Raw genomic sequence first — 12,239 nt, forward strand, 5'->3', positions numbered from 1 at the left:
TCAAGGGCCGGTGGCGACCGGGCGGCTGGAATCGCTGACCCACCCGCTCCACGAATCGGCGTAGATGCGGGCGCCATGCAGGCCGGCCACTTCCATCGCCAGCAGCAGATGACAGGCGGTGACGCCCGAGCCGCACATCAGCACCACCTGGCCCGGATCGTGGGTGCCGATCAGCGGGCGCAGCGCGGCCTGCAGATCCGCCGCCGGGCGCAGGCGCCCGTCGTGGACGTTCAACGCGAACGGGCGGTTGACCGCGCCGGGGACGTGCCCGGCGATGGGGTCCAGCGGCTCCACCTCGCCGCGGAAACGCTCGCCGGCCCGGGCATCCAGCAACCAGCCCGGTGCGTGCTTCAGGCGTGCGGCCACCTCGCCAGCCGAGGCGATCTGGCTGCGGTCGAACTGGCCGGGATAGGGCGGCAACGCCGGCACCTGCGGCACCTCGGCGGTCAGCGCCAGGCCCGCGGCCTGCCACGCGGCCAGTCCACCATCGAGCACGGCGACCCGACGGTGCCCGATCAGCCGCAGCAGCCACCACAGCCGCGCGGCGGCCATGCTGCCATCCCCTGCGTCATAGACCACCACCTGGGTTTCCGGCGCGATACCCCACTGCCCCAGCCGCGCGGCGAAGTCCGCGCTGTCCGGCAGCGGGTGGCGTCCCTGGCCGTGCTTGCCCATGTCGGCCAGGTCGCGGTTGAGGTCGGCGTACAGTGCACCGGGCAGATGCCCCTGGGCATAGGCCTGCGCGCCCGACTGCGGGTCGCCCAGCGAGAAGCGCGCATCGACCACGCGCACGGCGGTGCTGGCGGTTGCGCGCGCGTCGAGCACGCGTGCCCCGCCCTGCTGCAGAGCATCGGCAAGGGCGGCGACATCGACCAGGGCGGTCCAGGAAAACGCGGTGGAAGTCATTCGGTCTGCTCCAGGCGGCGACGCAGGTTGTAGAGAATGGCGGCGGTGGCGCCCCAGATGCGTTGGCCCGGCCAGCCGTACTCCAGCACATGCCGGATGCGGCCGCGATGGTCGATCTCCACCTGGTGCAGGTTGGCGGGCTCCATGAGATAGCTCAGCGGCACCTCGAACACTTCGGCCACTTCATCCGGCTGCGGCACGGCGACGAATGCCGGATCGATCACGGCCACCACGGGCATCACCCGGTAACCGGTGATGGTGACGAACGGATCCAGGTAACCGAGCACGTGCACCTGATCGTGCTTGAGCGCGATTTCCTCATCGCTCTCGCGGATCGCCGCGGCCACGGCGTCGCGGTCGTCCGCCTCCATCCGTCCACCGGGAAAGCCGACCTGGCCGCCGTGATGGCGCAAAGTATCGGTGCGTCGGGTCAACAGCACCTGGGCACCGCCCTCGCGCGGAATGATGCCGGCCAACACCGCCGCCTCGACCGGCGGCCCGGGCGGCAGCAGGTCACTCAGCTCGCTGCGGTTCCAGCCCTCGCCAGTCGGCGGCGCATCCAGCGGATGCAGCGCGCGCATCAGCCGCGCGTGCTCGGCCAGCGAACCGCGCAGCGACTGCCGCAACTGCTCGCGCAATGGCAGCGTATGCTGCATGACATGGGTCTGTTCGTGACGGCTCATCGTTCGCCAGCGGGTGATTTCATCCACGGTGCGCAGGCACCCCGCGCAGATATCGGCGCTGTCCAGCGCGCAGATACCGATACAGGGGGTGGGTACGGCACGCGGGGGATCGTCCAGTGATTGCACCGTGCAACAGTAGCGCGATTGGCAGGCTGGATCGAGAGCGCGGAGCGCGCGGTGACAGCAAACAAAAACGCGCCGATGTTTCCATCGGCGCGTTTTTGTGACTGCCTGATCTTACTTGACGCTGATCAGCTTGATTTCGAACTGCACGGCGACGTTCGGCGGGAACGGCGTGCGCGGATCGGCACCATAGGCCTGTTCCGGCGGCAGCGTCACTTCCCACTTCGAGCCGGCCGGCATCAGCAGCAGCGCTTCGCGCATGGCCTTCATTTCGACTTCGCTGACCTTCATCGCCGGGATCTGCTGCGCCGGGCGGGCTTCAGCCGGACGGGTGCCGTACGGGTACGGACCGGCGACTTCCAGCTGCACGGTGCTGGCCTGGGTCGGCTTGGCGCCGGTGCCGGCTTCGACCACGCGGTACTGAACCCCGCTCGGCAGCGTCTGCACGCCGGCCTTGGCCTTGTTGGCAGCCAGGAACTGGGTGCTCTTGGTCTTGTTCTCGGCAGCGGCCTTGTCGTACTCGGCCTTGGCGGCCTGCGCACGACCCTGCTCACGCTTCTGGAAGGCTTCGACGGCCGGCTTCAGCTGCTCGGCGGTGATCGCCGGCTGCTTCTTGGCGTAGGCATCCTGCAGGCCCTTCACCACCGAGTTGATGTCCAGCTGTTCGCCACGCGAGGTGAGCTCAGCCAGATTGTTGCCGTAGTCGTAACCGAAGTAATAGCTCAGCTTGCCCTTTTCGGACGAGGTGTCCTGGGCGAAGGCATTGCCCGTCAGGGCCAGGGCCGCGACGGCGACCGCGATAGAACGCAACTTCATCAAACATTTCTCCAGGGGTGGTAACTCAGGACGCGTTGGGCCGCCCTGAGGCGACGGGTTAGGATAGCCGCCGCAACGTTGAACCGCCACTAACGACGCAAGCTCTGACCTGACTTCGTTTCAAGAGTTCAACCTCACTTTTTTTTAACGTTTTTCCAGGAGCCCCGCCGTGGCCGATTCGCCCCTCGCCGTGACCGATGACGGCGCCATCCGCACCCTCACCGTGAACCGCCCGGACAAGCTCAATGCCCTCGACAAGGCTACGCTGGAAGCGCTATACAGCGCGTTTTCGGCGGCAGCCGCCGATCCGGCGGTCCGGGTGGCAGTGCTCACCGGGGCCGGTCCGAAGGCGTTCGTGGCCGGGGCGGACATCGCCGAAATGAACGGACTCAGCGCGGTTCAGGGACGTGATTTCTCGGCGCTGGGGCAGAAATTGATGCGCTGCATCGAGCGCATGCCCAAGCCGGTGATCGCGAAGATCAACGGATTTGCGCTGGGCGGCGGCCTGGAACTGGCGATGGCCTGCCACCTGCGCATCGCTGCCGAAACCGCCAAAGTCGGCCAACCGGAGATCAATCTCGGGCTGATTCCCGGCTTCGGCGGCACCCAGCGCCTGCTGCGTCTGTGCGGCCGCGCCGCGACGCTGGAACTGTGCCTGCTTGGCACACCGATCACGGCCGCGCGCGCGCTGCAGTTCGGGATCGTCAACGAAGTGGTGGCTGCCGATGCATTGGATGCACGCGTGCAGGCGCTGGCCCAGCAGCTTGCGCACGCCGCGCCGCTGGCGCTGCGCGGCATCCTCGATGCCGTCCATATCGGCGGTGAGTGTGCGCTGGGCGAAGGTCTGGCCTACGAAACCGCGCAGTTCGGGCTGATGTTCGCTACCGAGGACATGCGCGAAGGCACCGCCGCCTTCTTGGCCCGCCGTCCGCCGGTGTTCCAGAACCGCTGATGATGATGGCCACCGACCCTGACCTGCCCACGCGGCTGTGGATGCTGCTGCTGGACGACGACGTCGACGGCGCACTCGCGGCCGGCTTGATGGACTACGTGCCACACCCTGGCGACGCCCAGCGGCTGCCCGGCCATCCGGACCTGCCCGTGCGCCTGCTGCAGGCCCAGCAGCAGCTCACGCGAGCGTGGGCTGCGCGCGAGCGCTACCGCCAGCGCGCTGTACGCCTGGGCCGCCGTGCCGCCGAACGCGACGCGCGGCGGGCACCGGCGGCGACCACGCCGGATGCGAAGCCGGCGCTGCCGTCGGCGGCGGCGGCCATCCTCGCCCGCGCCAAGGCCCGGGCGGCCGGGAACGGCACCTGATGGCCGTCGTCAGCAAGGCCGCGCCGCGCTCCGCACGCATGCCCAAGGCCGATGTGATCGAGATGTTCACGCGTCTGCGCGAGCTCAATCCGCATCCGCGCACGGAGCTGGAATACAGCACGCCGTTCGAACTGCTGATCGCGGTGGCGCTGTCGGCGCAGGCCACCGACGTGGGCGTCAACAAGGCCACGCGCAAGCTGTTCCCGGTGGCCAGCACGCCACAGGCCATGCTCGCGCTGGGCGAAGACGGGTTGAAGAAGTACATCGCCACCATTGGGCTGTTCAACGCCAAGGCGAAGAACGTGATCGCCACCTGCGCACTGCTGATCCGCGACCACGGTGGCGAGGTGCCCCGTGATCGCGCCGCCCTCGAGGCGCTGCCGGGCGTGGGCCGCAAAACGGCCAACGTGGTGCTCAACACCGCCTTCGGCGAGCCGGTGATGGCGGTGGACACCCACATCTTCCGCGTGGCCAACCGCACCGGGCTGGCCCCTGGCAAGGACGTCCGCGCGGTGGAGGACCTGCTGGTCAAGGTGATCCCCGCCGAGTTCCTGCTCGACGCACACCACTGGCTGATCCTGCATGGCCGCTACGTGTGCAAGGCACGCAAGCCGGATTGCCCGCAGTGCGTGATCCGCGACCTGTGCCGCTACAGGGAAAAAACCGCCGCCTGACCCCCGGCGGCGATTGCCATCTGTACGCAATCCGGCGGTCATCTGCGCCGGGCATTCATGTAGAGCCCTGCCGGGCCGTGGGGTCCGGCAAACGACGGTTTGTCTGAAACTGTCACATTTACGCAATCTTCACTAATTAGCCTGCGCAGCATCTTCCCACCTGCCTGCAAGGCTCCTTTCCATGAAACTGCATCGCCAACTTCTTACTGCGGCCGTGGCGGCTGCGCTGTTCGTGCCGGCCGCTCACGCTGAAGTGGCCATCGACGTGATCGGCGGTTCGGAGATCACCTTCGAAGGCCTGGTCCAGGCCGACGGCAACTGGTTCGACAACGATCTGACCGACCTCAACGGCGGCGATGCCGGGAACGGCAAGAACAGCGAGTTCGAGCTGCGCCGCGCCGAGCTGGTGCTCAAGGGCAAGGGCCCGGGCAACGTGGAATGGGTGGTGGGCTACGATGCCAAGGCCGACAAGTTCCTGGACACCAACCTGAAGTACAAGCTGGCCGGCAACGCCAACCACTTCGTGCAGTTCGGCCAGTTCAAGCAGCCCAACAGCCTGGAAGAACTGTCCAGCACCAAGAACAACGACTTCATCTCCAAGGCGGCGGTCACCAACACCTACGCCGTGGCCCGTCGCCTCGGCGGTGCCTACAGCATCGGCGACAGCAACTGGTCGGTCACCGCCAGCGCCTTCGGCCGCGAGCTGACGCGCAACCTGGCCCACGGCAGCGGCTACGGCGCGCGTGGTACCTGGGCGCCGATCAACGAGAAGGGCCAGGTGCTGCACTTCGGCCTGAGCTACGTCGACTACGACACCGATGCGGACACCCTGCGCGTGCGCGCCCGTCCGAACGCCGACCTGGCCACCGTGCGTCTGGTGGACAGCGGCAACCTGGTCGATACCGACCGCGTCAGCACGCTGGGTGCCGAAGCGATGTACATCGGCGGCCCGTTCAAGGCCCAGGCCGAGTACTACACCAGCAAGGCCAAGCGCTACAGCCACGACAACTACAGCAGCGACGGCTTCTACGTGAGCGGCCTGTGGAACATCACCGGCGAGAGCTGGGGCTACAAGGGCGGCACCCCGACCACCGGCCTGCCGGACGAACCGGGCCGCGGCATGTGGCAGCTGGGCGCGCGCTACGACCAGATGGATCTCAACGATGGCAACCTCACTGCCAACCCGGTGGCCGGCCGTCCGCCGATCGTCGACGGCGTGCTCGGCGGCAAGATGAACATCTGGACCGTCGGCGTGAACTACTACTGGCGCTCCAACACCAAGTTCGCCCTGAACTACGTGATGGTGGACAGCAAGAAGTACAGCTCGTCGGCCCGCGGCTTCGTCAACGACGACCCGAACATCCTCGAAGCCCGCCTGCAGTTCTTCTGGTAAGCCCTGCGGCATCGATGCACTCCAGGGGCGCAGCGCAGGCTGCGCCCCTTTTCGTTGGGCCTGCATGCCGTGTCGCCTGCGTATGCTGTGCGGCCACTTTCCCACGGACGGCCCAATGCGCCCCACCCTGCTGCTCCTGCCTGTGCTTGCGAGCGCCACGCCAGCCGCCCATGCCCAGCAGTGCACCGACGCCATCGCGGTGATCGAGCACGCCTACGCTGTCCGCCCAGGCACCGTGCTTCCCGACCGCGCGGGCTGGCGCCGCGCGCCGCAGGCGGGCACCTGCCGCGTCTGGCCAGCGCACCCGGAGCTGACGCTGTTGGCCGTGCCGGTCTGGAATGACCGCGACAGCCTGCCGGACGCGCCCGACGGCGACCTGGAACTGATGGTGATCGATACGGCCAGCGCCACCCCGCGCGCCTGGAGCGTGCTGCGCGGCGCGGTCGACAGCGACGCCGTCCGCTTCGACGGCGTTGCCCTGGATACCGCCCGCTATCGGCTCGACGACGCACACTGGACCTTCGGCGTGCGTACCCGCTTCACCGGCGCGTCCAGCCCCAACCCGTATTCGGAAACCCGGCTGCGCCTGATCGCCTACACGCCGGGCCACCTGCAGGTGCTGACCCAGCCGATCAGCGTGGACATCGCCCAGGGAGAGTGGGATACCCGCTGCGCCGGCCAGTTCCAGACCACCACGCGCACCCTGGAGGTCGGCGCACCGCGCCCACCGGGATTTGCCGACCTGATCGTCCGCGAGCGGCAGGTGGCGCGACGCAGCGCCGTGCACGACAAGACCTGCGTGGACAGCGACGCGTCCGCGGTCCAACGCAGCTACCGGCTGCGCCACGATGGCCGCGCCTACCCCTTCCTGGATGCCCTCAGTCCCTACTGAGGGGGGCACCCGGTCTGCGCGAACCTGCGTGACGCAGTGCACTTTATGACGCCGACAACGCCCCTGCTCCGGGCGTCGCGGGGCGATGCCGCACCCTGTCACGGTTGCGTCATATGACAGACGCTGCGCTGTCATCGAACCGTTATGGAATGGGCGCCGGGCGGGACACCCCGCACCGTCATCCATCCCAGGAGCCATCCCGTGATCCACGCCTTCAAGTCGCGCGCCGCCGTTGTCGTCCTCGCCGCGTCGTCCGTGTTTGCCGCCAATGCCGCCGATGTCACCGGCGCGGGCGCCTCGTTCATCTATCCGGTCATGTCCAAGTGGTCGGCCGACTACAGCGCCGCTACCGGCAAGAAGGTCAACTACCAGTCCATCGGTTCGGGCGGCGGCATTGCCCAGATCAAGGCGGCGACGGTGGACTTCGGCTCCTCCGACGCCCCACTGAAGCCGGAAGAGCTGGCCTCGGCCGGCCTGGCCCAGTTCCCGTCGGTGATCGGCGGCGTGGTCCCGGTGATCAACGTGGCCGGCATCGCGCCGGGCGCACTGAAGCTGGATGGGCCGACCCTGGGCAACATCTTCCTGGGCAAGATCAAGACCTGGAACGACCCGGCCATCGCCGCGCTGAACCCGGGCGTCAAGCTGCCGGACGGCAAGATCACCGTCGTGCACCGCTCGGACGGCTCCGGCACCACCTTCAACTTCGTCAACTACCTCTCCAAGGTCAATCCGGAGTGGAAGAGCAAGGTTGGTGAAGGCACCTCGGTCCAGTGGCCGGTCGGCATCGGTGGCAAGGGCAACGAAGGCGTCGCCGCGTACGTCAAGCAGATCAAGGGTGGCATCGGCTACGTCGAGCTGTCCTACGCGCTGCAGAACAAGATGTCCTACGCCGCCATGAAGAACGCCGCCGGCAAGATCGTCCTGCCGAGCGACACTTCCTTCGCCGCCGCAGCCTCCAGCGCCGACTGGGGCAGCGCCAAGGACTTCTACCTGGTCATGACCAACGCGCCGGGCGCCGATGCGTGGCCGATCACCGCCACCAACTTCATCCTGGTCCGCAAGCAGCCCAAGAACGTCGCCAACGCCAAGGCCACGCAGGAGTTCTTCCGCTGGATCTACCGGAACGGCGACGCCCAGGCCAAGCAGCTCGATTACGTGCCGCTGCCGGACACCCTGGTCAAGCAGATCGAGACGTACTGGTCGCAGAATCTGAAGTACTGAGGTGCCGTCACGACCACGGTCGTGACCCACCCCGGCCGGGTACCGCCATTGGCCGGTACCCGGCCGGATCGACGGACAAGGCAATGGCGGCGGCAGGTCCTCTCTCCCCCTGCCGCCGCCGGGCGCGGATCGCAAGATCCGCGCCTTTTCTTTTTCCGCACGTGCCATCGCCGGCCCCCGTCCCACCGGGCTTTCCCGTGCGTCCGGTCACGTCGTCATACGGCTGTAACAAAAACATCATTTCATAGCAGCGTCGCCGGAGAGACCGGCCCCCATCCCGCTACGGAGTGACGCATGAAACTGCACACGGCTGGCTTGACCGCCCTTACCCTGGCCATCGCGCTGGGCCTTTCCGCCTGCAAGCCGGGCGCTGAAGGCCAGGCTGCCGCGCCGGCCGCCGACACCCCCGCCGCCGCGCCTGCCGCCGGCGACAGGCTCACCGCCGAGATCTCCGGTGCCGGTGCTTCCTTCATCTTCCCGCTGGTGTCCAAGTGGTCGGCGGACTACAACGCGGCCACCGGCGCCAAAATCAACTACCAGTCCATTGGTTCGGGTGGCGGCATCGCCCAGATCAAGGCCGGCACCGTCGACTTCGGTTCCTCCGACAAGCCGCTGAGCAGCGAAGAGCTGGCCCAGGCCGGCCTGGGCCAGTTCCCGTCCGCCATCGGCGGCGTGGTCCCGGTGGTGAACATCGAGGGCCTGGACGCCGGCAAGCTGCGCCTGAGCGGCGCGCTGCTGGCCGACATTTTCCTCGGCAAGGTCAAGACCTGGAACGATCCGGCCATCGTTGCCGCCAACCCGGGCGTGAAACTGCCCGACGGCAAGATCACCCTGGTCCACCGCTCGGATGGCTCGGGCACCACCTTCAACTTCTCCAATTACCTGTCCAAGGTCAGCCCGGACTGGAAGAGCAAGGTCGGCGAAGGCACCTCGGTGCAGTGGCCGGACGGCGTGGGTGGCAAGGGCAATGAAGGCGTGGCCTCGTACGTGAAGCAGATCAAGGGCTCGATCGGCTACGTCGAACTGGCCTACGCGCTGCAGAACGGCATGCCGTACGCCTCGATGCAGAACGCCGCCGGCAACTGGGTGCAGCCGAGTGCGGAGAGTTTCGCCGCCGCGGCTGCCAGCGCCGACTGGGCCAGCGCCAAGGACTTCAACCTGGTCATCACCAACGCCCCGGGCGACCAGGCGTGGCCGATCACCGCCACCAACTTCATGCTGATGCACAAGCAGCCCAAGGATGCCCAGCGCAGCAAGGACACCCTGGCGTTCTTCAAGTGGGCCTTTGAAAAGGGCCAGACGCAGGCCAACGAACTGCACTACGTGCCGCTGCCCGCCGAACTGGTGACGCAGATCGAAGCCTACTGGGCCGCTGAATTCAAATGACAACCCGGGCCCGCGCGCCGCGCGGGCCCTCCCTTGTCGCCACCACGCCGCACCCCACCTCTCGGGCCCCTGCCTTTCCCATGAATGCCATTGCCCAGCCTGTTCCCGCACCGTCCCTCCACGACCTGCGTGATGCCCGCAACGACACACTGTTCCGCTGGGTACTGATCACCACCGTCGTTCTGGTGCTGGTCGCCCTGGCCTGCGCCGCGCTCTCGATGCTGTGGGGCGGCCGCCATGCCCTGCAGGAGCAGGGCCTGAGCTTCTTCTACTCGTCCGAATGGAATCCGGTCGAAAACAAGTTCGGTGCGCTCGCGCCGATCTACGGCACCCTGGTCACCGCGCTGATCGCGATGATCATCGCCGTGCCGGTGAGCTTCGGCATCGCCTTCTTTCTGACCGAAGTCGCCCCGCGGTGGATGCGTGGTCCGGTCGGTACCGCCATCGAACTGCTGGCCGGCATTCCGTCGATCATCTACGGCATGTGGGGCCTGTTCGTGCTGGTGCCGGTGATGACCGAATACGTCACCCCGTTCCTCAACGACCACCTCGGCACACTGCCGGTCATCGGTCCGCTGTTCCAGGGCCCGCCGCTGGGCATCGGCGTGCTCACGGCCGGCTTCGTGCTGGCGATCATGGTGATCCCGTTCATCTCCTCGGTCATGCGCGAAGTGTTCCTGACCGTACCCACCCGCCTGAAGGAATCGGCATACGCGCTGGGGTCCACGAAGTGGGAAGTGAGTTGGGACATCGTGCTGCCCTACACCCGCTCGGCGGTGATCGGCGGCATCTTCCTCGGCCTGGGGCGCGCCCTGGGCGAAACGATGGCGGTGGCCTTCGTGATCGGCAACAGCGTGCGCCTGTCGCCCTCGCTGCTCGAGCCGGGCACCACCATCGCCGCGCTGATTGCCAATGATTTCGGTGAGGCCACCGAAACCTACCGCTCGGCACTGCTGCTGCTCGGCTTCGTGCTCTTCATCGTGACCTTCGTTGTGCTGGCCATTGCCCGCCTGATGCTGATGCGCCTCGCCCGCAAGGAGGGCAACTGATGTCCACCATCGCCCCGTCCGCCGCACAACCGCTGTACCTGCGCCGCCGCATCGTTAACGTGGTCGCGCTGCTGATGTCCTGCCTGACCGCGCTGTTCGGCCTGTTCTTCCTCGGCTGGATTCTGTGGACGCTGGCCTCCAAGGGCCTGGCCGGGATCAACCTGGACCTGTTCACCAGGATGACCCCGCCCCCCATGCAGGAGGGCGGCCTCGCCAACGCCTTCTTCGGCAGCGCGGTGATGTGCGGTCTGGCGATCGCGATCGGCACCCCACTGGGCGTGCTGGCCGGCACCTGGCTGGCCGAGTACGGCAACTTCCGCAAGGCCGGCACGGTGGTGCGTTTCGTCAACGACATCCTGCTCTCGGCGCCGTCGATCGTGCTGGGCCTGTTCGTCTACACCCTGTACGTGATGCAGACCGGTGGACAGTTCTCGGCGTTCGCCGGTGCACTCTCGCTGGCATTCATCGTGCTGCCGGTGGTGGTGCGCACCACCGACGAGATGCTGCGACTGGTGCCGTCGCAGATGCGTGAGGCGGCGCTGTCGCTCGGCATCCCGCAGTGGAAGGTGACCGTGCAGGTGCTGTATCGCAGCGCCGCCGCCGGCATCGTCACCGGCATCCTGCTGGCCCTGGCCCGCATTTCCGGCGAGACCGCGCCGCTGCTGTTCACCGCCTTCGGCAACCAGTACTGGAACAGCAACGTGTTCCAGCCGATGGCCTCGGTGCCGGTGGTGATGAACCAGTTCGCGGGCAGCCCGTACGAATCCTGGCAGGTGCTCGCCTGGGCCGGCGCCCTGGTGCTGACCGTGTTCGTGCTGCTGGTCAGCCTCTCTGCGCGCGGCATCCTGCTGCGCAACCGTATCTCCCATGACTGACCTTTCCACGGACATCGCCATGAACGATCTCTCCAACGCCGTACCGATGCAGCGCATCGTGGTCCCGGCGTCGCATGAAAGCCTGCACACCCCGGCGCCGATCAAGCTGGCCGCGCGCGGGTTGGACTTCTACTACGACAAATTCCATGCGCTCAAGGGCATCGACCTGGAGATTCCGGAGAAGCGCGTCACCGCGCTGATCGGTCCGTCCGGCTGCGGCAAGTCCACGCTGCTGCGCATCTTCAACCGCATCTATGCGCTGTACCCCAAGCTGGAAGCACGCGGCGAAGTGCTGCTGGACGGTGAGAACATCCTCTCGCCGAAGTATCCGATGAACCGGCTGCGCAGCAAGGTCGGCATGGTGTTCCAGAAGCCGGTGCCGTTCCCGATGACCATCTTCGAGAACGTCGCGTACGGCATCCGCCATCACGAAAAACTGTCCAAGTCGGAGATGACCGACCGCGTCGAACACGCGCTGCGCCAGGGCGCGCTGTGGGACGAGGTCAAGGACAAGCTCAACCAGAGCGCGCTGGGGCTGTCCGGCGGCCAGCAGCAGCGCCTGTGCATCGCCCGTGCCGTTGCGCTGCGCCCGGACGTGCTGCTGCTGGATGAGCCGACGTCGGCACTGGACCCGATCTCCACCAGCCGCATCGAACAGCTGGTCGAAGAGCTCAAGCACGATTACACCATCGTGATCGTCACCCACAACATGCAGCAGGCCGCGCGCGTGTCCGACTACACCGCCTTCATGTATCTGGGCGACCTGATCGAACACGACCGCACCGAAGTGATCTTCTCGCAGCCCAACAAGCAGCAGACCGAGGATTACATCACCGGGCGGTTTGGCTGAGCGCCTGCGTCTCCACATCATCCAGCCGGGCAGAGCCTGGCTCTACGAGAATCA

At 67.0% G+C, this 12,239-nt stretch carries 13 protein-coding genes; 10 read left to right on the forward strand and 3 right to left on the reverse strand.

Annotated elements, in window-relative coordinates:
• From GDJ08_RS05035 to GDJ08_RS05045, 3 genes are all read right to left on the reverse strand, one after another.
• Positions 1-906 carry a sulfurtransferase gene (locus GDJ08_RS05035; protein WP_136004201.1) on the reverse strand — a complete coding sequence of 302 codons (906 nt, stop codon included), beginning with the start codon at positions 904-906 and terminating at the stop codon, positions 1-3.
• Positions 903-1,706 (reverse strand): CoA pyrophosphatase, encoded by an 804-nt coding sequence (locus GDJ08_RS05040; protein ID WP_026071021.1) that lies wholly within the window; start codon positions 1,704-1,706, stop codon positions 903-905. The genes GDJ08_RS05035 and GDJ08_RS05040 overlap by 4 nt, the downstream gene beginning before the upstream one ends.
• A gap of 120 nt (positions 1,707-1,826) precedes the next feature.
• Positions 1,827-2,528, reverse strand: coding sequence for an FKBP-type peptidyl-prolyl cis-trans isomerase N-terminal domain-containing protein (locus GDJ08_RS05045; protein ID WP_017357558.1), 702 nt, complete (start codon positions 2,526-2,528; stop codon positions 1,827-1,829).
• 169 nt (positions 2,529-2,697) lie between these two features.
• On the opposite strand from GDJ08_RS05045, the gene GDJ08_RS05050 reads away from it, so the two are divergent.
• The 10 genes from GDJ08_RS05050 (at position 2,698) to pstB (ending at position 12,185) form a co-directional block, all read left to right on the forward strand.
• On the forward strand, positions 2,698-3,480 hold the full coding sequence (locus GDJ08_RS05050; RefSeq protein ID WP_153164401.1) for an enoyl-CoA hydratase/isomerase family protein: 783 nt from the start codon (positions 2,698-2,700) through the stop codon (positions 3,478-3,480).
• Entirely contained in the window at positions 3,480-3,845 is a 366-nt protein-coding gene (locus GDJ08_RS05055) for a hypothetical protein (protein WP_423665853.1), read from the forward strand. The genes GDJ08_RS05050 and GDJ08_RS05055 overlap by 1 nt, the downstream gene beginning before the upstream one ends.
• Positions 3,845-4,519, forward strand: coding sequence for an endonuclease III (gene nth / locus GDJ08_RS05060; protein WP_136004205.1), 675 nt, complete (start codon positions 3,845-3,847; stop codon positions 4,517-4,519). The genes GDJ08_RS05055 and nth overlap by 1 nt, the downstream gene beginning before the upstream one ends.
• Positions 4,520-4,700: 181 nt before the next feature.
• Positions 4,701-5,912 carry an OprO/OprP family phosphate-selective porin gene (locus tag GDJ08_RS05065; RefSeq protein WP_026070827.1) on the forward strand — a complete coding sequence of 404 codons (1,212 nt, stop codon included), beginning with the start codon at positions 4,701-4,703 and terminating at the stop codon, positions 5,910-5,912.
• A gap of 115 nt (positions 5,913-6,027) precedes the next feature.
• Positions 6,028-6,804, forward strand: a complete 777-nt coding sequence (locus GDJ08_RS05070) for a PA3715 family protein (RefSeq protein WP_153164402.1) — start codon at positions 6,028-6,030, stop codon at positions 6,802-6,804.
• A gap of 201 nt (positions 6,805-7,005) precedes the next feature.
• Positions 7,006-8,025 carry a phosphate ABC transporter substrate-binding protein PstS gene (gene pstS, locus GDJ08_RS05075; protein ID WP_153164403.1) on the forward strand — a complete coding sequence of 340 codons (1,020 nt, stop codon included), beginning with the start codon at positions 7,006-7,008 and terminating at the stop codon, positions 8,023-8,025.
• A 294-nt stretch (positions 8,026-8,319) separates the two neighbouring features.
• Positions 8,320-9,411, forward strand: coding sequence for a phosphate ABC transporter substrate-binding protein PstS (gene pstS, locus GDJ08_RS05080; RefSeq protein WP_017356818.1), 1,092 nt, complete (start codon positions 8,320-8,322; stop codon positions 9,409-9,411).
• Positions 9,412-9,491: 80 nt separating this feature from the next.
• Entirely contained in the window at positions 9,492-10,460 is a 969-nt protein-coding gene (gene pstC / locus GDJ08_RS05085; protein WP_153164404.1) for a phosphate ABC transporter permease subunit PstC, read from the forward strand.
• Positions 10,460-11,335 (forward strand): phosphate ABC transporter permease PstA, encoded by an 876-nt coding sequence (pstA, locus tag GDJ08_RS05090; protein ID WP_017356816.1) that lies wholly within the window; start codon positions 10,460-10,462, stop codon positions 11,333-11,335. Before pstC ends, pstA begins: the two co-directional genes overlap by 1 nt.
• A 19-nt stretch (positions 11,336-11,354) precedes the next feature.
• Entirely contained in the window at positions 11,355-12,185 is an 831-nt protein-coding gene (pstB, locus tag GDJ08_RS05095; RefSeq protein WP_136004411.1) for a phosphate ABC transporter ATP-binding protein PstB, read from the forward strand.
• Positions 12,186-12,239: the final 54 nt, after the last annotated feature.

Source organism: Stenotrophomonas nematodicola, assembly GCF_009467805.1.
GTDB lineage: Bacteria > Pseudomonadota > Gammaproteobacteria > Xanthomonadales > Xanthomonadaceae > Stenotrophomonas > Stenotrophomonas nematodicola.